At 36.8% G+C, this 23,437-nt stretch carries 23 protein-coding genes and 1 tRNA gene; 6 read left to right on the top strand and 18 right to left on the bottom strand.

All coding sequences use genetic code 11. The annotated features are described in order from the left end of the window. Positions 1 to 30 precede the first annotated feature (30 nt). The gene (locus tag PK943_05110; GenBank protein ID HRN78596.1) at positions 31 to 1,503 is read left to right on the top strand and encodes a hypothetical protein; all 1,473 of its coding nucleotides are present in this window, start codon (positions 31 to 33) and stop codon (positions 1,501 to 1,503) included. 75 nt (positions 1,504 to 1,578) lie between these two features. Here PK943_05110 and PK943_05105 read toward each other — a convergent pair whose 3' ends face one another. The 4 genes from PK943_05105 to PK943_05090 all read right to left on the bottom strand — a co-directional run bounded on the left by PK943_05105 (position 1,579) and on the right by PK943_05090 (position 4,466). Further along, positions 1,579 to 1,752, bottom strand: a complete 174-nt coding sequence (locus tag PK943_05105; GenBank protein HRN78595.1) for a hypothetical protein — start codon at positions 1,750 to 1,752, stop codon at positions 1,579 to 1,581. A 141-nt stretch (positions 1,753 to 1,893) separates the two neighbouring features. After that, the gene (groL, locus tag PK943_05100) at positions 1,894 to 3,534 is read right to left on the bottom strand and encodes a chaperonin GroEL (GenBank protein HRN78594.1); all 1,641 of its coding nucleotides are present in this window, start codon (positions 3,532 to 3,534) and stop codon (positions 1,894 to 1,896) included. Between the two features lie 45 nt (positions 3,535 to 3,579). Beyond that, positions 3,580 to 3,867, bottom strand: a complete 288-nt coding sequence (locus PK943_05095) for a co-chaperone GroES (GenBank protein HRN78593.1) — start codon at positions 3,865 to 3,867, stop codon at positions 3,580 to 3,582. A gap of 152 nt (positions 3,868 to 4,019) precedes the next feature. Then, the gene (locus tag PK943_05090) at positions 4,020 to 4,466 is read right to left on the bottom strand and encodes a hypothetical protein (GenBank protein ID HRN78592.1); all 447 of its coding nucleotides are present in this window, start codon (positions 4,464 to 4,466) and stop codon (positions 4,020 to 4,022) included. Between the two features lie 100 nt (positions 4,467 to 4,566). Between PK943_05090 and PK943_05085 the strand changes: the two genes are divergently transcribed. Further along, positions 4,567 to 5,220, top strand: a complete 654-nt coding sequence (locus PK943_05085) for a ribulose-phosphate 3-epimerase (GenBank protein ID HRN78591.1) — start codon at positions 4,567 to 4,569, stop codon at positions 5,218 to 5,220. Positions 5,221 to 5,278: 58 nt separating this feature from the next. Here the strand turns inward: PK943_05085 and PK943_05080 are convergent, their stop codons facing one another. The 3 genes from PK943_05080 to PK943_05070 form a co-directional block, all read right to left on the bottom strand. Further along, positions 5,279 to 6,280: a hypothetical protein gene (locus PK943_05080; GenBank protein HRN78590.1), complete on the bottom strand. Its 1,002-nt coding sequence runs from the start codon at positions 6,278 to 6,280 to the stop codon at positions 5,279 to 5,281. Positions 6,281 to 6,537: 257 nt separating this feature from the next. After that, a complete protein-coding gene (locus PK943_05075; protein ID HRN78589.1) occupies positions 6,538 to 7,770 on the bottom strand; it encodes a hypothetical protein in 1,233 nt (410 codons plus the stop codon). 298 nt (positions 7,771 to 8,068) lie between these two features. After that, on the bottom strand, positions 8,069 to 8,428 hold the full coding sequence (locus PK943_05070) for an FKBP-type peptidyl-prolyl cis-trans isomerase (GenBank protein HRN78588.1): 360 nt from the start codon (positions 8,426 to 8,428) through the stop codon (positions 8,069 to 8,071). A 295-nt stretch (positions 8,429 to 8,723) separates the two neighbouring features. Between PK943_05070 and PK943_05065 the strand changes: the two genes are divergently transcribed. Beyond that, complete coding sequence (locus PK943_05065) at positions 8,724 to 10,790, top strand: hypothetical protein (protein ID HRN78587.1); 2,067 nt, start codon at positions 8,724 to 8,726, stop codon at positions 10,788 to 10,790. On the opposite strand, the gene PK943_05060 is transcribed toward PK943_05065, so the two are convergent. Further along, entirely contained in the window at positions 10,783 to 12,033 is a 1,251-nt protein-coding gene (locus tag PK943_05060; protein ID HRN78586.1) for a DEAD/DEAH box helicase, read from the bottom strand. The genes PK943_05065 and PK943_05060 overlap by 8 nt on opposite strands. Positions 12,034 to 12,206: 173 nt before the next feature. Between PK943_05060 and PK943_05055 the strand changes: the two genes are divergently transcribed. Continuing rightward, positions 12,207 to 12,283, top strand: a tRNA-Arg gene (locus PK943_05055). 1,455 nt (positions 12,284 to 13,738) lie between these two features. Here PK943_05055 and PK943_05050 read toward each other — a convergent pair. The 4 genes from PK943_05050 to PK943_05035 form a co-directional block, all read right to left on the bottom strand. Next, on the bottom strand, positions 13,739 to 13,918 hold the full coding sequence (locus PK943_05050; GenBank protein ID HRN78585.1) for a hypothetical protein: 180 nt from the start codon (positions 13,916 to 13,918) through the stop codon (positions 13,739 to 13,741). A gap of 272 nt (positions 13,919 to 14,190) precedes the next feature. Beyond that, positions 14,191 to 14,832 carry a hypothetical protein gene (locus PK943_05045; GenBank protein HRN78584.1) on the bottom strand — a complete coding sequence of 214 codons (642 nt, stop codon included), beginning with the start codon at positions 14,830 to 14,832 and terminating at the stop codon, positions 14,191 to 14,193. A 57-nt stretch (positions 14,833 to 14,889) separates the two neighbouring features. Then, a complete protein-coding gene (locus PK943_05040; protein HRN78583.1) occupies positions 14,890 to 15,582 on the bottom strand; it encodes a hypothetical protein in 693 nt (230 codons plus the stop codon). A 20-nt stretch (positions 15,583 to 15,602) separates the two neighbouring features. Beyond that, positions 15,603 to 16,157, bottom strand: coding sequence for a hypothetical protein (locus PK943_05035; GenBank protein ID HRN78582.1), 555 nt, complete (start codon positions 16,155 to 16,157; stop codon positions 15,603 to 15,605). 188 nt (positions 16,158 to 16,345) lie between these two features. Here PK943_05035 and PK943_05030 point away from each other — a divergent pair, with 188 nt between their 5' ends. Beyond that, the gene (locus PK943_05030) at positions 16,346 to 17,026 is read left to right on the top strand and encodes a hypothetical protein (protein ID HRN78581.1); all 681 of its coding nucleotides are present in this window, start codon (positions 16,346 to 16,348) and stop codon (positions 17,024 to 17,026) included. Positions 17,027 to 17,268: 242 nt separating this feature from the next. Here the strand turns inward: PK943_05030 and PK943_05025 are convergent, their stop codons facing one another. The 6 genes from PK943_05025 to PK943_05000 form a co-directional block, all read right to left on the bottom strand. Then, positions 17,269 to 18,459: a toprim domain-containing protein gene (locus PK943_05025; GenBank protein ID HRN78580.1), complete on the bottom strand. Its 1,191-nt coding sequence runs from the start codon at positions 18,457 to 18,459 to the stop codon at positions 17,269 to 17,271. A 262-nt stretch (positions 18,460 to 18,721) separates the two neighbouring features. After that, positions 18,722 to 20,296 carry a DUF5906 domain-containing protein gene (locus tag PK943_05020; GenBank protein HRN78579.1) on the bottom strand — a complete coding sequence of 525 codons (1,575 nt, stop codon included), beginning with the start codon at positions 20,294 to 20,296 and terminating at the stop codon, positions 18,722 to 18,724. 58 nt (positions 20,297 to 20,354) lie between these two features. After that, complete coding sequence (locus tag PK943_05015; protein ID HRN78578.1) at positions 20,355 to 20,708, bottom strand: hypothetical protein; 354 nt, start codon at positions 20,706 to 20,708, stop codon at positions 20,355 to 20,357. Between the two features lie 66 nt (positions 20,709 to 20,774). After that, positions 20,775 to 20,909, bottom strand: a complete 135-nt coding sequence (locus PK943_05010) for a hypothetical protein (GenBank protein ID HRN78577.1) — start codon at positions 20,907 to 20,909, stop codon at positions 20,775 to 20,777. A 21-nt stretch (positions 20,910 to 20,930) separates the two neighbouring features. Continuing rightward, complete coding sequence (locus PK943_05005) at positions 20,931 to 21,200, bottom strand: septation protein SpoVG family protein (GenBank protein ID HRN78576.1); 270 nt, start codon at positions 21,198 to 21,200, stop codon at positions 20,931 to 20,933. Between the two features lie 102 nt (positions 21,201 to 21,302). Beyond that, positions 21,303 to 22,337: a hypothetical protein gene (locus PK943_05000; protein HRN78575.1), complete on the bottom strand. Its 1,035-nt coding sequence runs from the start codon at positions 22,335 to 22,337 to the stop codon at positions 21,303 to 21,305. 125 nt (positions 22,338 to 22,462) lie between these two features. Between PK943_05000 and PK943_04995 the strand changes: the two genes are divergently transcribed. Beyond that, entirely contained in the window at positions 22,463 to 23,299 is an 837-nt protein-coding gene (locus tag PK943_04995; GenBank protein HRN78574.1) for a Bro-N domain-containing protein, read from the top strand. Positions 23,300 to 23,437 lie beyond the last annotated feature (138 nt).

Raw genomic sequence — 23,437 nt, 5'->3', positions numbered from 1 at the left:
AATTTGCTGATCAGAAAAAAGGACGTTCTAATGAAGAAATATGCTCTCAGCATACTCGTTATTTTGTCTTGTTTTATGTGCAAACTATACGCAAGAAAACAAGAAGTTTTTTCTCATTCATTTATGTATACACGCCCTGTGCTATACAATGTAGCTATGTATGATGCCATATGGCACAATTTTGTTTATAACAAAACGGGTAACCACGGTAGCAGTTTTCAAATGATTGGCTTTGCACAAAAGTCACGTGAAAAAAATGCAATAAAACAATATTTTTTGCCTCAAAATGGAAAAACAAATGTACTTGTTGCAGGTGATGCAATTAGCGAAACATTCTTCACGCGCGATGTCCGTGCTGAATGGCTTGGATTGCCTGATACATTCAGCGGAGTTTTGACTATCAACCCAGAACAAAAGCAAGCCGGTTTTATTTTTCAGTATCATCAAAATTTTAAAAGTATGTTTGCTGAAAGTTCATTGTGGGAAAATACTTGGTTTAGCATCAGCGTCCCACTTGTGTCAGTACGCAATAATTTTGGACCAGAACAATCTATGGTTATGACCGGCACTAATGAACCTACACAACCACCATTTGATTTAATCCAAGCATTTAATCAACCAGACTGGCAATACGGTAAGTTTTGTCCCAATACGTTACATTCATTCAGTATTGCAGAATTACGTATTGATGGCGGTAGAGACTACGTAACTCAAAACAAACTTAACCAATTTAGATACTATGCTATTCTGTCTATTCCGTTTGCACCTAAGCAAGATGCTAGCTATATTTTTGATCCCTTTGCCGGTAATAACAAACATTTTGGTACCGGTTTTGGACTCAATATGAATTTTTTACTCAACAAGGATATTGAACAATTTAAATTATTTTATTTTATAGATCTTGAAGCAGTCTATTTGTGGCGTAACAAACAAAAACGTACTTTTGATTTGAGAAACAAACCATGGAGCCGATTTCTACCTATGAATCGACAAAATGGGCCACCTGATCAAAATATTCCCGGTGTAAACGTACTCACCTTTGATGTAAAAGTTAGCCCATTTGGTATATTTGATTTTGCAACAGGATGGCGCGTGCAAACCGGACCATTTGAATTTGAACTAAGCTACAGTGTATGGGGACGCGATTACGAGCATATAAAACTATGGGATACGATTCCGGAAACCTTCTGCTATGGTGTATATGGTATTGCGGGAACAGGAAGCATGATAGAAAAAGGGCAAGTAGTTGCTACATCATCTAGTATGAGCACCATTAACTGCCAAGCACCCAATGATGCTGAATTTACTCCGATTACCATAGAAGACATCGATTTTGATTCTGGAGCTGCTAGTAGTGCTATCATACAAAAATTACAAGTTGCTGCTGGTATTATGCATGATGAATATGTATTTTTTGGTATTGGTGGCTATTTTGAATTTGCACAGAAAAATTCTGCATTACAAAACAGTGGCGTATGGGTTAAATGGGGCATGTCTTTTTAATAATTTGATAGAACATGAAAAGGCTTAGTACCAATCAAGCACCAAGCCTTTTCATGTTAAAATAATTTTTTTTACTTATTGGCCATTACCATTTTGAGGTATAACTTCTTCTTCTATTATTACCGTAGATTCTTGAATTGATTTTGCAACCATAGCTTTTTGTACTTCACGCCACACATAACGGCCAATAAAGAACAATACTACGATTACTATTATACCAATAATAATTGAACGTATTCCTTTTTCCATGAGACTCCTTTTTTTTAAATTAAGCAGAATGCTTCTTTGCTGATACTACGTAATTGTAGATATAATTGTCAATACGTCTTATACATAAAAAAAAGCCTCGACTAAAAAAATCGAGGCTTTTAATTCTTATGCAAAAGTTAATTAAAACATGCCTGGCATACCCATGCCACCGCCCATTCCTGGAACTTGTGCAGCTTTATCTTTTGCTTGTGGCATTTCAAAAATAGATGCCTCTGTTGTCAATAATAAACCTGCTATTGATGCTGCATATTGAATTGCTGAACGTGTTACTTTTGCTGGATCAATAATCCCTGCTGCAACCATGTCAACATATTCATCGTTTCTTGCATCAAAGCCTCTGCTACCTGTTTCTGTTTTAACTTGGTTCACAACAACCGCAGCATCGTGTCCTGCATTGCTTGCAATAATACGCAATGGTTCTTCGATAGCGCGACGTACAATTTGAACTCCTAGTTGCTCATCGCCATCTAGCTTAAGCATATCAACAGCTTTTTGAGCACGAATCAATGCAACACCACCACCGGCAACAATACCTTCTTCTACTGCTGCACGAGTTGCATGCAATGCATCTTCTATACGATCTTTCTTTTCTTTTAATTCAGTTTCAGTCGCTGCACCAACCTTAATAACAGCTACACCGCCAGCAAGTTTTGCCAAGCGTTCTTGCAATTTTTCTTTGTCATAATCAGATGTGCTGTTTGCAATCTGTGCTTTAATTTGTGCAACACGACCTTTAATAGTTGCTGAATCACCAGCGCCTTCAATAATAGTGCAGTTATCTTTGGTAATAATAACTTTTTTAGCAGAACCAAGATCATGCATTTGTACATTTTCTAATTTGAGACCCAGGTCTTCAGTAATTAATTTACCGCCAGTCAAAATCGCAATATCTTCAAGCATTGCTTTACGACGATCACCAAAACCAGGTGCCTTAACAGCTGCAACTTTGAGATTGCCCCGTAGTTTGTTTACTACTAAGGCTGCAAGAGCATCACCTTCAACATCTTCTGCTATAATCAATAGTTGACGACCTGATTGTACTGTTTGTTCTAGAAGTGGCAACAATGGCTTCATAGCACTGATCTTTTTTTCAAAAATCAGGATCATCGGGTTATCTTGCACTGTTTCCATCTTCTCAGTGTCTGTCACAAAGTATTGAGACAAATAGCCGCGGTCAAACTGCATACCTTCAACTACATCTAATTCGTCTTGCATACCTTTTGCTTCTTCAACGGTAATAACACCATCGCGCCCTACGCGTTCCATAGCATCGGCAATTTGTTTACCAATAACGGTATCCGAATTGGCAGAAATAGTTGCAACTTGCTCAATTTCTTTTTTACTATCAACTGGTTTTGCACTTGCCTTGATGCTTTCCACAACTGCTTGAGTTGCTTTATCAATACCACGTTTGAGTTCCATTGGGTTAGCACCGGCAGTAACATATTTGTTACCTTCGCGGAATATTGCTTGCGCCAAAACGGTTGCGGTAGTTGTACCATCACCAGCAACATCTGCTGTTTTACTTGCAACTTCACGCACCATTTGTGCGCCCATATTTTCTAATTTGTCTTCGAGTTCAATTTCTTTTGCTACGGTTACACCGTCTTTAGTAATTGATGGTGCACCAAATGAACGTTCAAAAACTACATTGCGACCTTTTGGCCCAAGAGTAACTTTAACGGTATCTGCTAGAATATCGACACCTTTGCGAATGCGCTCACGTGCATCGCTACCAAATATAATTTTTTTAACTGCCATAATTGTTTCCTCGTATGTTTAGATATGGATGAGAATAAGAAAGGATTACTTTTCAACAATTCCTAAGATTTCATCTTCACGAATAATCAGATGGTTGTCTCCCGCTTGTGTTCCGGCATATTTACCGAAATACACAATGTCACCCACTTTTACTTCCATAGCAATTGGATTACCATGCTCATCCTTACGACCAGTACCTACTGATACAACAGCACCAGTCTGAGCTTTTTCTTTTGCTGCATCCGGGATAATGATACCTCCTGCAGTTTTTTCTTGATCTTCTATGCATTTAACAAGCACTCGATCTCCGAGCGGACGAAGTTTTTGGAACATAGGTATTCTCCTTATACTGGAATATTACTTTATTCTGTCTTAATGTGAGAAAATGCCTAATTTCAAGGATTCCCTACCTTTAAAAGTATAGGTCAAAATCTAAAAAATTCAATGCTACTTTCTTGATACTATTAGACTCAGATTTTTATGTACTATGCCCTAGGAATGTGGCTTGATTTGCATATACACTTATCTGATTGCCCTTGACAACATCCACCTTGTTCTTTCACTTTTTTAACCAATTCCTGGACTTTGTCTGGCGTTGGTTGATATAGATCTAAAATATTGTTCCCCGGATCTTTGATGCTCACCATAATGCCATGTACTTTTTCTACTGGTTCACTCATAAAGGTCACCGTATCTTTATGTTTTTGATAAAAAGCACGCAAGTCATCTACATATAGCACAATCCCTGGACGACGGTCCGGCAATTCTTGCTGTACAGGTGATAAGCCAATTTTCACATCACCAAGCATCATTTCTGCCCATTGATCTTTGAGTTGAAACTTTAATGACAATCCAAGATCTTGATAAAATTTAACAGCAGCAGGTAGATTATTTTGCAATAAAATAAGCATATGAACTTTTTGTATAGACATATGGTTATATCCTTTCCGGCAATTTTGTTAAGCTATACAACACTATTTGAGTGTACCCGAAAAACCCACATAATTCACCCCTTCAAAAGGAGATTTTTCTATGCCTACCATATATCCGTCACTTCTGGGCATAAATCCAGACACCATAGAAGATACTATCAAAAAGCTTAACCCTCACTGCCATGGCTTTCATATCGACGTTATGGATCATAAATTTGTACCAAATGAGGCATTCTTTGACCCCGAATGGGTTAATGCAATCGACCATGCAAGCACACACCCTTCTTGGGTGCATCTGATGATTCAACAACCACAACAATTTATTAATAGCCTGAATCTAACTCCAGGCAGTATGATCAGCTTCCATTATGAAGTCATCGGAGATAGCACGTCATTGATTAATCAGATACATGGCGAAAATTGGAAAGCAAGTGTGGCTATTAATCCACAAACACCCATAGAAAAAATTTTCCCTGTATTGGGATTAGTTGATCAAGTACTCATCATGTCAGTCCAACCAGGCTTTGCAGGGCAAGATTTTATAAAATCAACGATAGATAAAATTATCCCACTTGCTACCTACCGCAGATTAAATAAATTCAAATTCTCAATTGCTATGGATGGCGGAATAGACGAGCATAATATTGCCATGCTTGCACAAAAAGGAGTAGAAGACTTTGCAGTAGCATCAGCAATTTTTAAAACACAAGATCCGATAGCAGCACTGCAAAAATTAGCAACATTAATTACATAAAAAAATGAGCGGTCTGAAAACCGCTCATTTTTATTTTTCTTACGATATTATCGTGTAATTAGCTATTTGTTGTTGACGCTGATGTCCCAAAGCCAAATACTCTACCTAAAAAACTTTGCTGTGCTCGTTGTTGAATTGCACGATCAACAACACTATTCAACTGAGTAGCTATCCAGCTTTGAAGGTCTGAACCTGCACTTGTTAATTTGCTGAATATACTAGTATTGTGCTCAAGTATATTTGCAAACATTATGGCACCAGCAAGTACAACACCTGCAGTAAGCCATGTACGTAACTTAGAACCACCATAAATGATTTCAGCTGCTGGATCAGTATTTATCGCGCGTTGTTTTTTAGCTTCTAATTCACCTTTAGTAGTATCAATCGTGCTTCTTGCTTTATCAGCTGCAGTAACTAATTGATTTTTGTCTCTTTCTTGTCTGCCATTAGTTATATATTTTGCAACTGCCGCGTTAAAGTTCGCTAGATCTGTTTGAAGTACTTTAGTCACATCTTGTGTTTCTACTTTGGCAACATTTCTTGCTATTGTACGTTTACCTTGGCGAACTTGTGTTTGTGCCGTAGTACGTATTTGTTTTTTAGCAACATGATTATCTACGCCATTAAGATTCGCTACTACTTGAACAGCATCCACAGAACCAATAGTCCCATTGTCAATCGCATTTTTTTGTATGTTTTCCAATTGTTCGCGCGATTCATCTAGAGTGCGAATCCATGTATTGTAGGTTGGGTAATCAGCTAAGTAATTTGCACAACCTTCTGTTGTTTCAAACGTAGCTCGTACAAAGTCTCGAGTATCTTTAGCAGCACCCTTAACTTCTTTACCAAACTCTACTGGGTTGCTTGCTTGAGCTGTAGCTTGAGTAGCCGCTACATTTTGCTTAACGCTGTTTACCGCCCCATTAAAACTAGTGCGTACCGCTTGGAACATATTAGTCAATCCACTAAATAGTCCACCGGTATTCTGAGCTCCTGCCATACCAAACATACTATTTGATAGAACTAGAGCCGATAAAATAACTATAGAAAGTTTCTTCATGATTAGACCTCCATCTATAAACCTCTATTTTAAAACTTGAGATACCTGTTTTTTACCTGTAATTCAGGTTAAAACCCATTTATTAGTATCTAATACTTAAGTTATCAGATACCCATCCATTGTCAAAAGGGGTCCATTTTAAGGTGTTTTTAGGTAATATAGCTAAAGGGCCAAAGTAATAAGCTCTTCAGCTGAAAGCATAAAAAAGGCGAGGGGGATCCCCCTCGCCTTCAAATTGCTTATAGTAGCTTTGCTGATTAGCTATTAAACATTACATCCATATCAGCATACTCATCTCTTGCAAAATAATTCATAGCAGAATCTTTTGCTTTTTTGATTCGTTTTGCTGTTTTTTTAGCGTAAATTTTAGCGTTTTTTACTGTCATTTGATCCCAGCTTGCTTTTGCAGTATCTGTAGTCCAGTTTTTAGCTATTTTTGCTGCTTCAGTTGTTTTTTCAAAACCTGTTACAACACCATTTTTAGCCTTTACTACACCTGTTTTTGCCCATGGTGATAGTGCGTATTTTTGAGTCCAGCCATAGTATGCATTCAAAGCTTCATAACCTGCTACTGCAACTACTGCTGCCGCTGCTGCTACTTCTTTAGAATTTTCTTTTGTAAGTTCCCATGCAAGGTTTGCATATTCTGCTACAGTATCTCTTGCTGCTGAAGCTTTAGCTGCTAACGTGTTACCATCAACTACTTCTGCTACTTGTTCTACGTGCGCAGTTTCAATAGCTTTTTGCAATTGTGCATGCGCTGCTGCAACACGTTGTTGAGCTGCTTGTTCACGTTGAATAGTACGTTTAGTTTTTCTTGCTTTGTTGCTGTAGGTTGCATTGAATGAATTCACTGCTTGTTCAAATGCTTGTGCATGAGTTGCTACGGTAGTATCAACATTTTCTGATTGAGCAACAAAAGTCGCTTTTTGACCTTGTGCTACCGTATCAGCCGCATCTTTAGCTTGTGCTGCAAGAATAGCCAATTGAGAGTTATTTTCTTTATTTTCTTCAATAGCTGCTGCTTGAGTCAGGTATGAGTATGCTTTTTTAGCAGTTAATCCTAAACCAGTTGCTGCTACTGCTGCTAAACCTACCTTAGTAACTTTAGGATATGCAAATGGAAAATTAAACATTTTTCCAACATATACGCCCGCTGTTTCATTTTTACTATGTACAGCTTGAGAAACTTTAACAGCACCACTTAGATATTTCTTTTGAACAAACTTTTCTGCTGATGCCGCACTATCTACTACTGCGCCTTTAGCTTTTCTCGCTACTGTAGCTGTTGCTTCCAAACCATCTTTTGCTTGACCAGCAACCCAAGAACCAGCTTTACCAGCTTGTGTAGTTATTGTTTCATAACTAGCTTTTACTGTGCCAGCTACACGGTCACCTGCATTACGCAATGTTTCCATCGCAGGAGCAGATGCTACTGAAATAAGAAGCGCTAATGACAACGCTTTATTTACCTGAGTTAGTGTCTTCATGAGAACACCTCCATAAAAAAATTAAATAGAACCTTTCTATTTTATGCTTTTAATCGTAATAAAAATAACTCAATTGTCAATCAGGCCCCCACCCATTAAGCTTATATTTTCTACATGAATCAACATTTGGTAAAAAATCATCTATTTTTCATTCTATTTGAAAAATCAGCATTATTTAGCCCTTACAACAAATTAAATTTATTTATATCAAATGTGAGATGCTATTGATCTGATCACTTACAAAAAAACCCCACTCCCAAAAAGAGAGCGGGGTAATAAAATAGATAGTCTTAAAAATCTATAATATTTCAATTAACTCTACATCAAAAATCAACGTTGCATGTGGTGGAATAATGCTTCCCACACCATGTGCGCCATATGCCAAGTCTGACGGAATAATTAAGCGGCGTTTTTCGCCTTTTTTCATAAGCAACAACCCTTCATCCCATCCTTTGATAACCTGCCCTACACCCACGGTAAATACCAATGGTTGACCACGATCTACGCTGCTATCAAATTTTCTTCCCGGTTGTCCATCTTCTTCTAACCAACCAGTGTAGTGTACCGAAATACGTTGTCCTTTGTGCGGAGTTGCACCAGTACCTTCTTGCAAAACTTCATACTCTAATCCTGAATCAGTTTTTTGACGTGTTGTCATGCGTATATCCTCTGTTTGCTCTATCGGTATAGTTATATCAACTGTATTATCTGAATTTTTATCACATCCGGTCAGTACCATTGCAGAAGCCACCAATATAGAAGAAGTAAGTACCCTTTTCATGGCATATCCTTTTTTTATGGAAGGTTAAAAATAAAAATCCAGTGTAGCATCAAATATACCAAACCGGAACACCCTCCCATACGTGCTTAACCTATTTTTATACCTTTTGAGCATTTTAACAAAAAATGATAGATTAATAATACAAATATAGAATTAATAAGGGGGTTAAGGCATGCATATTCGTTTGCCTTGGTACATAACACTGGTACCAGTAGCATTTCTTACAATTGCTTCATTATTCATATTTCGCCCAAAACAACCTTTGATGCCAACGGTAGAACAAGCGTGGGTCACCAAACTACATGCGTATGATATGACTGACGTCATTCATAAGCTTGGGTATGATCCAGAAATTACCGTATACCCCGGCACAAGTACGCACAACAGTGATCAAATTACCGTTTATGTGCATGGATGGGGCGACAGTCAAAAAAGCATCTCATATTTCCGCCGTAATTCAGATATGTTACCAGGCACTATGGTAGGTTTTAACTTTAAAGATGCCAATTATGGCGGATTTTTACCGCCATACAAAACTTCAAATTTCTGCCAAAAAGGTGATATCGCACCTTTAGTACTCACACTCAAAGTACTTGATGATTGTGGACTTGAGACCATTCATCTGTTTGGTCATTCACGTGGCGGCGGAACCATTATAACTACACTTGCACGCCTACACCATTATCATGCATACAAAAAATTCTTCCGTACGCTTGGCATTTCCAAGGAGCAAGCACAACGGATTGTTGATAAGGTACGCGCAGGTACCATTGTACTTAACTGCCCGCTGGTAGATATCCACACCGTAGTCCGTGAAAAGTTAAATTACCTAAAACTTGGGTTTTTAGCTCCTTTAGTCAGACGTACTGTGCTGCCGACCATTACCAACTATCGCGCAAATGGTGACAGCCCACTCAATTCTGCAAAAATCATACAAGATCTAAATTTGAATATATTAGTCCACTTTCAAAAAGATGATTTGATTGTGGGTAATGCAACTGATGCACATTTTTATAAAAAAATTATGGGCCCAAACACCTACTTAGTACTAGGTAATGATGGTGGCCACACGCACCGCAGTAATATACTTGGTGCAGCCATACATGCATTCCACAAAAAACATGGTGGCGCATATAATAATGACAGTGAACTGCTGCACGAGGGGCAGCGAATACTCGATGATGCCCAACCAGCAACTGATACCGTTGAAGAATACATAGCATATTTTTGTGCAGCACCCGCACCAGCAATAACTGACTATTGCCCGAGCCGTACGCAAGCATGGCATAAAAATTTACATCGCTATGATATGAGTTCAGTTATGCAAAGACTTGGTTACAACCCAAATATCAAAGTATACCCTACCGATACTGCCGTACAAGGCGAAAGCACAACTATATATGTGCATGGTTATGGCTCAAACCAAAGTGCTGTTGTTCCGTTTTTACAACTTAATACCTACACGCTGCCTGGAACTATTATTGGCTTTGATTTCCAAGATGTAATTCCCGGCTCATTCATGGTTGATTTGCAAAAATCAAACGTTGGTCAAGAAGGGGATATTGCCACGTTAGCAAGTATACTCAAAATATTAGATGATTGTGGCCTTAATGCCATGCACTTAGCTGGTACCTCGCGCGGTGGCGCCACTACCGTCAACACGTTGGCACGTTTGTGCGAGTATGACAAGTACACACAATTTTTTACCAAATTAGATATTTCCAAAAAACAGGCAACAACTATCTTGAATAAAATTAGTTCTGTTGTACTCAATTGTTCACTTGTTGATTCACGTGCAGCCGCAGACAGTATGTTTGGCAAACTCGGCGCTTGGGTTGTTAACACAGTTATTCCCGCAATTACACAACACAATCCTAACAGTGATCAAGCTATTGATGGTGCGCGCATTATACGTGATAGAAATTTCCCTATCCTTATTCACTTTGAGCACAATGACAAAGTAGTGGGCAACACACGCGATGCAGACTTTTATAAAAATATATATGGCCCACATACCTACTTGGTACTTGCAGATGAAGGGGGTCATATGCATGAAGCAAAAACACTTGGGTACGCGGTACAAGCATTTATGCAAAAATACGGTGGTGCATACTACCCCAACACAAAAATACTCAAAAAAGGTAAACAATTACTGGCTAACGGACAACCATCTTTGAAAGATATAGACCGTTATGTTTCCACTACCTATGCGCGATTTGCCGTAGGAAAAACTACTTAACCAATGTAATTGCTTGGCCAACTTTATCAGCACGACCAGTTCGGCCAATACGATGAATATAATCTTCATATGTTTGAGGTAGATCAAAATTGATCACATGAGTAATGTCATCAATGTCAATTCCTCGAGCAACAACATCGGTAGCCAACAATATATTAACTTTACCTGTTTTAAATAATAATAAGGCTTTGTTTCTTTGTGATTGCGTTCTATTGCCATGAATTAATGCAACGGTAAATCCACGATTTATCAAATCTTTTGCTAATTTATCTACCGCACGTTTTGTGTGCAAGAAAATAAGAACTTTCTTGAATTCTGGTTTAATTAACAAATCATGCAGCAGGTCTATTTTGTTCTGCTGCCCAACTTGTATTACTTCTTGATTAACATTTTCAGCTGATTGTCTTGTTTTTACATTTACTGCAACAGGATCACTCAAAAAACTATTCATGATGCCTTGTAATTCTTTAGACAATGTAGCCGAGAAGAATAGTGAATGACGTTTTTTAGGTAATTTATCAATGATATATTTTATGTCTTTGATAAACCCCATATCAAGCATTCTATCAACTTCATCTAAAACAATTGATGTATAGTTACCAAAGTTTATAGCTCTGCTTTTTTCTAAATCTATTAACCGACCCGGTGTTCCAATAACAAATGCAGGATTATTTTTTAACGATTTTATCTGCAAATCAATATTTGCTCCACCAATACATAATGTAGAACCTATACCCATATCAGTTGTGAAGCTTTTAAGTTCAGTACGGATCTGATTTGCCAACTCTCTAGTTGGTGCAATAATCAAAACACGAGAAGTTTTTTTTGTCAGAACATTGTTAACAAGAGGAATTAAAAAGGCAGCTGTTTTACCAGTACCCGTATGTGCTGTACCTATAAGGTCACGCCCTTCTAGAATATAAGGAATCGCTTGGTCTTGTATAGGTGTTGGTGCAATGTATCCCTTTGTTGCAATATTGCGTTTTAACTGATCTTCTATAGCAAAGTCAGAAAAGGTATTTTTAGGAATATAAGCCGGCGTTGCTGTTTGTTCTTCAACTTTTTTTATAAATAAAGAAGGATCGAACTTTGGTATATTTCTCTTACCACGAGAACTAGATTTGCCAGCAGATTTAGTGCCCTTACGGCTTGGAAATGGCCGTGCCCCTCTTTTTTTGTTATCTCTCGCTTTATAGCGAGTACTCTTACCTGGTTTTTTTCGTGAATTAGAATAATTTGACATAGAACCCCATTATTTTTAATTTTTTACTAGTGGGAAACAGATTTTCATTTGTATCACTTTTTCTATTAAATCTCTAATTTTATATGATACCTTATTATGCCTTTTTTTGCAGCTATTATATAGACTTATGGCTCTTTTTGGCTATACTACAAATATCTTGCCTTTCTTTTTATGTGCCCGTAGCTCAGTAGGATAGAGCGACGGACTTCTAATCCGTAGGTCGCAGGTTCGAATCCTGCCGGGCACACCAGGTATTCCCTGATCGGGCTTTTAGCACCTCATTGAACACCGGTTGCAGCTCCAGATCGAGCTTTCCGTCTTTATATGAGCAGTTCGAAACTAAAATATTAAAAAGCTTACGTTTTTCTTGCTGATTTTGGGTTTTGTACAATTCCACCGCCTTTTTAGAAAGTTCTAAAATCATGTTGGCATTTTTGAGGTAATTTTGGTCAGCTTTTTGCAAGTTAAACAACTTGGTGGATAAACCCTCTTTTTCTACCATCCAACGTGAGCTATGGATGCGCCAAAATTCTTCAGTTATTTTTCCATCAAGCTTATCCATATATGCCTGATCGATGCGATTTTGTAGCGCCTTGATTTGTCTTTCTATCTGAGCAACAGTTTTATTATGGTATTCAATCTTATCTTGAAGACTAGAGCGTAGTGCTTGCATGATAAGGTCATGTATCTCATCGGTAATGCAAATGCTGTGTAGTAAATTCTCAAATGTTTTTTCTAATGTTTCTTTTTTCAAATATGGTTGTTTGCAGTTACCTTTGTACCCAGTGCAACGATAATAAATATATTTTTCTTTTTTAATTTCAGCTGTCAGTGAACACCCACATACACCACAAGTGATTAGGTTTGTATACGCAAACAGACCTTTACGGGACTTACCTTTACGTGGACTAGCTAGGCGTGCTTGTACTCGTTGAAATAATTCTCTACTGACTATTGGTTCATGTGAAGCATTATCGTATCTTTTGTTTTTCCAATAAAATACACCCGTGTAAAATTCATTTTTCAAAATCGCTTCTATTTTGCTTTTGTAGAGCTTTTTTCCACCCCTGTATACCATACCATCGGCAAGCATTTTGTTTTTGAGTGTTGATAGGGAGTAAGATCCAGATGCAAAAAGAAAAAACATCTGCTTGATATAAGCTGCAGCATCAGGATCAATTACAATCAATTTTTTACCGTCTACTTTTGCATTTAAATAACCATAGGGTGCAATAGAGGGGTATATGCCTTGTGATGCTTTTTCAAGCATTCCTTTGCGGACTTCCTCAGATAAGTTATCGCTATAGTTCTTAGCCATCAATGCTTTGATACCAAAGATAAACTTTTCATTAGAGCGAGAATCTTTGCTCAGTATTACATTTTCTTTCACCAGATGAATGGTGATATTAAAATCCTCAATCAGCTGGTCTACCAATGCATAGTCAGTTATATTTCTGAGCAAACGGTCAGTCTTTTCAACCAATATATGTTGAACAGTGTTATTTTCTTTGAGATAAGCAAGCATGCGATTAAATTCTGTTCGGCCAGCTTTTTTCGCCGTTTCAACGTCTTTAAAGCTTTCTGCTATTCGGATATTATTTTGAGAAGCATAAGCATGCAGTAACTTAAGTTGTGCTGGTATAGAAAATTGTAAATCTTGATCTTTAGATGAAACTCTGGCGTAGATGATTGCTTTGTTCATGTCTTATTTTCTTAATGTTCTATGACTTGCAAATATTGGGCTTTGTTCTAAACGTTGTTGGATTGATTCGACCACAAGCTCACGCATACTTTTGCCCAAGAATGCAGCTAATGCTTTGAATTTTTTATGATCTTCTTCAGGGATGTCGATTGTGATACGAGACTGATTATTTGGTTTATTCATATAGATAGAGCCTTATTTATTTGGTATTTATGATATTTCATAATATAGCAAAGAAATGAAGAAATAAGGATCACAAGTGAGAATTGCTAGATATTTCGATAAATAAAAAAGGATCAACATAATGGCACAAAATTGGTGAAAGATGCTGTATACACTTCGCACTTTTGACTGGAAAAAACTAAGAGAAAAATTACCCTTGAACTTATTGGACCAAAAAAATGGCCATAGAGATAATATTCTATGGCCACAGCTTATTGATTATTAGCTAAATATTAAACAATACCATAAGACTTTCTATAATCAGCCAACTTTATTCCATGATCACCACGAATCCACTCTTCCAGTACGCGTCGAGCAGCAGGAGAATTTTCACTAATTAGATATTGATAAATTGAATGATGCCACCCGCTTGAGCGAAGACTCCCTGAAGCAAATTGCTGAAGAATAGCGGTACAATTAGACTTAATACGAATATAGTCAGCCTGATCATTACTCACCAAAGGTCTTCCAATGGGTGCTGGAGGAGTATTATTTACTGCGATATTAGCTTGAGCAACCGGCCGTATATTACGTGATGGTGTTGGAGTAGCTGGATTATGTGATGGATTAATATTAGTTTTATGGGCGGTATAGTTATTAATGTTGGATAAATCTTTAAGAACAACATATGCTCCAATAACTACTGCAGATGGAATTAGGATATTCCATGCATCATCACTAGATAATTTTCCCCATTTAAGAGTTAATAACCTTTGCCAAGATTTTACAACGGTTGGCTTTCTGCTTTTTTTATTTTTCCTCTGGTTATTAGCTTTTTTATATGATGCAGATGGGTTATTATCTGCCAAGATACTTGCTGTAGAACCTATAAGTACTGAAAAAGCAATTGTTGTTTTTAAAAATAACTTAAACATTAAATCCTCTCTTTTATAAATTTGAAAAATTAACCTATAGATATAAACAATTCAAAATTAGTATCTGAGCACATCAGGAAAAAAACCACCTCTACCTAATGCTAAACAATCTCTTACGCACTGCTCTTCTAACTCCGCACGAAGAGTATCCATTTTTCTTTGGTGTACTTCCATTTTTCTTTGATGTTCTAATTGTGGCTGCAAAGTTGCCGTCACGACAATAGCCGTTATTATAGCAATAGCTATTCTACGCCACGGGATTATACTTGAATTATTATCAAAATTTGCATTGTCATTAGAAAGTAAAAATCCCTTTTCTGTAGCTGTTTTTAGAAAAATGGCTGACATTTTTTCGTCACCCAGGACTGAATAGATACGCGCTTTAGTATAATAAGCTACACCATTATCTTTATCAATAATTAGAGCAGTATCACAATCACTCAACGCTTGCGTATAATTTTTCAAAGTGCAATGACCATCGCCCTTTATTGCCCATAGGAAAGACATAAATTTATCTCTTAATTTATTTTCTTTTAATTCACTTTTTGTAAGAGTAATAAGTTCATCAATTGCTTTTATACATTTTGCAATCTGATTTTTCTGACTTAAGGAATTAATATCTTTAAAGCTACTATCAATTTTTTTGCTACTTTTACAAATTTCGCACAACATTTCCTGAGTCATAGTTGGATAGATAATGGTTGGAACCAACAGTAACATATTTATAATCAATAAAAATCGTTTAAACATGGGAACTTCCTCTTATTAATTTATGCAAGATTTATTTGATGTATGTGAGAACCAATAGGCAATGAAAATATTGGTTGAAAATCGGCTTTTTTCACAAACATAATTTTGTTGAATGTACTTTGTGGGTGGACTTCTTTTGGACCAATAAATGCATCTTGAGATATTTCATTAGAAATTCTATCGTTCTTTTTTGCATTGGATATACCAAAACCGGCACCGAATGCTGCTGCACCAATAGGACCGGCAAGTAAAAAACCACCTATCGTAGAAGCGGTCGAGATACCTGCAACATTTTTTGCAACTTTTTCATAAATAACCTGAGAATCAGTGATAGCCATAGTGGCTGGCTTTACTGTAATAGAATGATTACTTCTATTGTCCACTATTACCCGTACAGGGATAATTTTATCTTTGCCTGACATTAAATTACGCCCTTGACCCTCAAACAAGCTCTTAGCTTCAGATCGAGACAGCTGAGACACCTTTACAGATACATTGTTTTCATCTTGTTGGCACGCTGGCAATAGCACCAATAAAGCTATTAATGCAGAAATAGAATACTTAAATACTTTCATAAAAACCCCTTAAAATAAACCTCTATTATCTCTCATAGTGCCCTATTTTAGGCCTTTTGCAACGGCTTTTCTGTTATTTATACCTATATGGCTAAAAATAGTTAGATAACAGGCGTACAATATTTTCATATAGTAACAATTTAGGATGCCTAAAAATAAAACATTTTTCAGGTTCAAAGGAGGGGAGCATGGCCCAACATTGGTGGTGGTATTGGAAGATCAAAAAGCAGCATGAATCAAAAGCTGTATGTTCAAATAGGGAATTATTAGAGCTTGATTCATTCCAGATGTATAACAACTATGAACAAGCATTGGGTGTTCGGCAGAGTACTGATAAGTGTTCATTTTGGATACCCCTATATGAATTAAAAGCGTATCTGCAGGATGATGACAGCCTCTTGGTTATATACCGCGATGGGACTTATACCATCCCAATTGAGCGCATGTCATGTAATTTTGGTGGTTATTATTATTTCTTTAGATGCCCAAAGTGCAATAAACGTATGCGTAAGCTATATTGCTTGAAAGGCCAGTATCAATGCCGTAAATGTGGTGATCTTTGTTATTACAGCCAATTACTAAGGCCTACTGAGCGCTTTAGCCGTGGTGAAAGAAAGGTTAAAGAATATATTAAAGCTCGGGGTGGAAACTTAGAATGGTTCGACAAAAAACCACCCAGAATGCATCATAAAACTTTTCAAAAACTAAAAGACCGTGCAGAATACTATGAAGCCAAGTCAGGTATGGAGCTATTTAAAGAACTTAGGGAATGGTATGGTGAGAGAGCAGAACCAGCCATTGATAAAGGTTTTGAGGATATGTGGCAATACAGAATAGACGAATACAAAAAAACATATAAAAAACTATAAAAAATTACTTTTTTCTGGGTCATCATGAATAAAAGAGAATACACCGAAGAAGAAACACGAAGGCTTTGCCAGTTCGTTTCACTTTTGTATGAAATAAATAAAAGAGTAAAAACGGTTCCAATACCTACCAAAAAAAAAGATACAGACCTAACTATTTATCTATTTGGATCACCGACTGTGATTCCTAAAAAACAACTCTTCTTTGATGACATAACATACAAAGATTATACGCAGTATCTTTTTTAGTTTGTTTTGGATTGAGTAGTTAGTTGTTGAATCAATTTTAAACCTTTTTGAAGTTCACCAATTTTAGCACGTGGTGAATCAGGACCCAGAAAGATTTCTTTTTCCCAGGCATCATATGTTCTTTTAGTAACCGTTCTATCATCGATATACTTGAGTACATAATCGATTAATTCCTGATCTGTTGTTTTGTCCCATCTGAATTGTAAAAGCCAGGGTCTAATCCTAAGCCCTTGTTCAACAGCCTCCCCAATATCCTTTCCTAGAGGCGTGGAATAGCTTTGAGCATGAGCATACAATTGTTTCCATTTTTTGAGCATTAGTTGGCCAGCATCATCATTATCATGGCAGATTAATATTGTTTTCTTAGGAGCCAAAAAATGAACTATATTGTCAGGATTTTTACTGTTACTGCCAACAGCTATAACAAAAGCATAATCTGACACAGCAAAATGTAAGGCATATGCATCAAGTTCTGATTCGACCACAATCATGAGATCATGCTTAGTATTGCCTATAATACTCAAGCCATTCATACTTCCTGAAAGTATAATGTATTTGCCTATGGTATCTTGTTTATTCCATTCCACCCGTCTTATTTTAATGCGTTGTATATTGCCGCTATTGTCTAAAGAGGGGATAACAATACCCCTAGGAATCCACAGCTTTTTATTATCAGGTGTAATACCCCAATCACTTTTATCAATCCAAAGTTCCTGTGGATTCCACCCAATCTTATATTTATGTATTGCTTCAATGGGAAGGCCTCTTTGTTTTAACTGTTCTAAAATTTTTGGTTGGTTAAGAATATTATTGTGCACCCATGCTATAAATTCCTGAGCTTTGATTTGCCACAAATCGGAAGTTGCATTAATTACAGTTGCTTTGAATGTTTTTTTTAGATATTGCTTTCTGAAGATTGGTTGATGAGAGAGGGTTGCATTAACCCGTTCAGCTGCCTGTTGGAAATCCATGCCAAGATCTTGAGCAAATTGAATAGCATCTCCGTGGTAATCACACTGTCTACATCGATAGTACCCAACACATAGTTTCATCTGCTTGTAGGGTTGGATATAAAAACGATCTTTGCCGCCACATTTAGGGCATGCCGATTTATATTCTCCACCCTGTGTATTGGATGCTTTATATGGTTTAAGGCCTGCTTGCTGTGCGAGTTCTATCAAGATCATAAGGTTTCCTGCGTCCAGGTTGTCCTAAAAGGTGTCCAGGTAGATTGTTGCTTAAAACTCACTAAAATAAAGGGATGTCCAGATCGTCCATATAGTCCAGGCAGTTTATTTGCGCAGACAGTGTTCACTCTATTTTTATGCACTGAATTATTGTGGGGAATAAAAGTGCCTAGACATCTTAGACAACTTGGACATGCGGCTCTGAATGCTTTAATAGGCAATATGTCAGCATAGACACGATGCAGGACAGCATAGACGGATCTCATGGTATTTCCTCAAATATATATGTGATATCGGTTTTAAATGCTTTTGCGAATTCTTCTTTAGCTTGCTCAAGAGAGGGAATCTTATAAGCCCAAGATCGCTTGCCATCAATTGAAGGACGATGATCTTTTATTGAAGGAATATGCTTTTTAATTGATTCGCCAAATTTGTTTTTTGGAATCGTTTTTTCACCGCTGTTATTGCACCAAGTATTATAGTAGCTATATAAATCTTCTCGTGAAATGCAATCCTCCCAACCATTGAGGATATTGCTTTCTGGATTAAAACTACCATCGCACAGTGATTCATACATGTATCGAATACAAGAGCTGGAACTTGTTAATTTAATGTTGAAAGACTCATTGCTATGTGGAAAGTTACGCGGATTGAATTCATGCAAATCTTCATGCAAAAGATCATAAAGTAATGCTTCATAGCCGCCATTATCTAGTTCTGTTTGTATTGCAGCAAAATAGCTATGATCTTCTTTATGTTTTTCAGAGACACGAAGTACAAAAAAACGTCTGTCATCAGCATCAATGTGCACCGGCCAATCTTCATTGCTACTTAATATAAGATGCTTGAAATTCTTTACCATGATCCGATCTTTTCCCTTGCTTTCAATAAGGCAATTGCGCTCAGTAATCATAGCTTTAACCGTACCTATCTCTTTTTTATTTCCACCCCATAGAGCCTCGTTTGCATGGATCAATACAGCGCTTTTAAGGTGGAAATTAAAATTTGATACAAGTTCACTAATACTACTTAAAAGTACATAGTGTTGGCCTAATAATTTCCCTAATGGTTCAACAAAACTATTTTTTCCCACGCCCTGTGAACCACAAAGAACCAAAGCTGTATGTACCTCATCTGGGTGCTGGAAAATATAAGCAATCCACTTGCGTACGAATTGATAGTATTCAGGATTTTCAGAACAAATATTATCTCTTACGTGCGCCCAATACTTTGTTGTGTCTCCCTGTTTTGGTTCAACCGCAAAACCGCGCCAAATATTATAATGATTTTTTGTATGTCCAACAGTGGTAGGATCAAAAATTATTCCAGTAAATTTTCTCCTTTTGGGAGGAATAGATCTCGTCAGCCAGATATTTGCTTTTTTTCGTATACTTCCATTCGCGCACTTGATTACTTCATCTTCATAAAATGCTTTGAATGATGCAGGGCTTTCTAATGAAAAGCTTTTGCCTCCAAAACTATTATCTTTCTCGGTAAGAATGTATGTTTGGTCGACGTGGACTACGGCATGCTTTTGATTGAATTCTTTTATGGCATATTCTTCAGGCCAAAGAATTTTATACTTTTCAACAAGCTCTTGGTACTGATCTCTTATATTGAGTAATGCAGACAGAATGGTATCTGTAATTTGATTGTTTCTTAAGTTTTCAATGAACTGATCGTTGAGTAATTCAGTTAAAGGGACATGCTCATATCCCAAACTTTTCATGGTACTTTTTAATGAATGCATATCATCATGCCATTGCACCCGTTCTTGCGATATCCACTTTTTAAACTCTTTTTGTTTATCATTTGAAATGTTATCATTAGCTTGCATAAAACATTCTCCTTGCCACGAACGCACCGGACAATGCGTTCATGGCGTTTTTTTATTATTACTTTTTCTTTTTTATTTCAGGCACTAAGATAGATATGATGTCTTCTTCTCCAATTTGCATAAATCCTGCACTGCATTTTAAATATGTGTTCCCATCATTATCTTTCTGATACCAGGCAATATAGGACCATTCATGAGGTTTTCCTTTTTGTTGGATGTTGCGTGATCTATTAATAGACAATGGACTTTCAATGGTGTAACAAAGTTTTGAAAGCTCGTAATGTAATTGCTGTTTCGTGTTATTGAGCTCCGCATTTAAGTCACGATTTGCCTTGGCATATTCAAATGTCGCGTATTGGGGGTAATCTTGCTTTTCTTCTTTGTAATCTATGGACTTTCTGTTAATATTCATTTGTAAATTCCCTATTTTATTAAGCCATCAATGTTCAAGGCTGATGGCTTAATTGCTTTAAATTACTTACTCTTGATTTTTTGCGGCTTCTTTAGCTCGCATATCCCACTCAAGCAATAGCTCAAACAACTCGATTAATGGACGATAGTATTCGTCGTTTTTAATCGGTTGTTGTGCATTGCTATTGGATTTTTCTTTCATCATTAACCACTCAATCGATTATCAGGCCGCTGTGCCAATAAGTTGTTCATACTTACTGACTACAGCGGCCTCAATCATGTCTGTGGTTTCTTTATTGATTGGGTGAAATATAGAAAGGCTTGCGGTTGGTGCCTTACGAGTGGGATAGCTGAGCCGAAAGCCACCTTGAGGGCGAGTGTATATGCCTATAGATGAACAATAAAGACTATCGTCATATATAAAGCTGGCAAACCCTACATGCCCGTTGTTTGGCTTGATAGGAATGATTTGGATGTCTGTTATTTTCTGCATAATTTATCCTTACATTTTAGATAATTATTTGAATGTCATTATGCAGAATAGCGAATAGAGGGTCGGGCTAAGTTGACCCGACTAACCCGACAGTCATAACGGTTAGACAAAATCTAGTTGTAAGTTTTCCCTTTTTAGTAGTTTTTTGCCAGATCGAATATTTATACCTCGGTAAAGATCATCAATAGTTTTCTTTATTTTTTTTCGTGCCTTTGGATCAAGATCATCCCAACACGGATCCGTCGGTGTTCGTATTGCTTTATCATATATCTCATCAAAGCAAAGGGGGCTTTTTCGAGGGGTTCCATTAGGGTAAAATAAACAAAGAAATTTCCCTCTTAAACTATAAGGGTTATACTTCGTATCTTTTCCATCTATGGTATGAATTCCCGTTTTTTTATCGTAACCATCAGGTTTTTGTTGTTGATTTAATAATATAAGTTTTGTTTGATTATGAAGTATATTGACACAATTTTTGTAGTATTGCATAACGTTATACGGATTGTTCAAGAACCCTCTTGCTAGAAGTATTTGCATCGTAAGATGTTGATTATCATCTGTAAAAGGATATTCTTCTACAAAAATAAAATCTGACGTATTATTACGCAAATATAGAAGTTGGTCATAGCTGTACCAAGCGCTTTCTTTTACATCATCTTTTACTTGATGCCATTCGAAATATGAAGGAGAAAAAGTATATGTATCTATGTTACCCTTAGCATTCAAAGTAACGAACCTTTTGATTACCGACAACTCTTGTTTTGCCTTTAACAAAAGTATTAAATCTCGCACAGCATCGAATTTGCTTACAGTATAGCCAGCACTTGAGATGTTTATCTGATAATCATTAATTATGCTTTGGGGAATGTCGATTTGCTTGTGAGCACACTTTTTGGTTAACACATCAAATGCGCGCTGAATTTCCTTGAGAGCCTTTTTTTCAAGTATACTAAGACTTTTCTTCTTGTCTTTTCGACTAATTTCTAATGAGGAAATTACCGTTGTTAGGCTGGGGTATGTTTCATATATTTCAATAAATTCTTCGATATATTGGCGACATCTGATGATGCTAGATTCGTTTGTTATGAGATTGAGAAGTTTGCGTGATTCACTGATTAATTCTTGGGCTGATTTCATGGTGTTACCTCTTGATTACTTTTTATTTTGCATATGAGCATTGTATCTATACAGAGATTATTTTATAGTAAAACATTCGATCTTATGAGTTATTAAGCAAACAACAGCGTAATAAAGGGAATTTTATGTCAACAAATGAGCCAACAAAGATAGCAATTTTTCAAGGTAAGCAAATTAGAAGAGTGCTTGTTGATGATGAGTGGTGGTTTTCTGTAATCGATATTATTGCCTTTCTTACGGATAGTAAAAATCCACGTGATTACTGGCATAAGATGAAAATCAGGGAAAAAGATACATCTGGAAACCAGTTGTCGACAATTTGTCGACAACTGAAATTACAATCATCAGATGGTAAAAATTATGAAACAGACTGCGCTAATACTGAAGGCATTTTTCGTATTATTCAGTCCATCCCTTCCCCTAAAGCAGAGCCATTTAAGGTTTGGTTAGCACGGGTTGGAAAAGAACGCATCGATGAAATCGAAAATCCTGAACTGGGAATAGATAGAGTTAAAAAAATCTATGAACAAAAGGGATACGGCAAGGATTGGGTTGATAAAAGAATCCGCGGGATAGCAGTTCGTCAAGGATTAACTGACGAATGGTCAGCAAGAGGTGTAAAGCGCCCAATCGAATATGCAATTTTAACCAATGATATTATGCAAGGCGCTTTTGATTTAAAGGCCCATGAATATAAAAATATAAAAGGACTCGCAGGAGAAAATCTACGAGATCATATGACTGACCTAGAACTTATTATTACTATGCTTGGAGAAGCTACAACCTCCCAGCTTACACAACAAAAAAACTCACATGGTATGTCTAAATTAAGAAATGATGCAAAAATAGGTGGTGCTGTTGCAGGTAGAACGCGTAAAGATATTGAGAAACAATTGGGTGAAACGATAGTTTCAAAAGAAAACTTTCTACCAGATAAAAATCAAAACACACTAATTGAATAGCATCTCTCGTATATTGGCTATTTCTATGCTTGAGAACGAAAATGTTCTAAAATAGTCTGCCAGGGCACACCATAAAATACAGATTTAAAGCCTTTTTATAACAATAAATCGTATAAATAAATGGAAGTTACCTCTCTC

The sequence above is a fragment of the Candidatus Dependentiae bacterium genome (genome assembly GCA_035445995.1).
GTDB lineage: Bacteria > Babelota > Babeliae > Babelales > Vermiphilaceae > DAOMRS01.
Note: the sequence above shows the minus strand (reverse complement) of the source record. Positions and strands in the feature narration are given on the sequence as shown.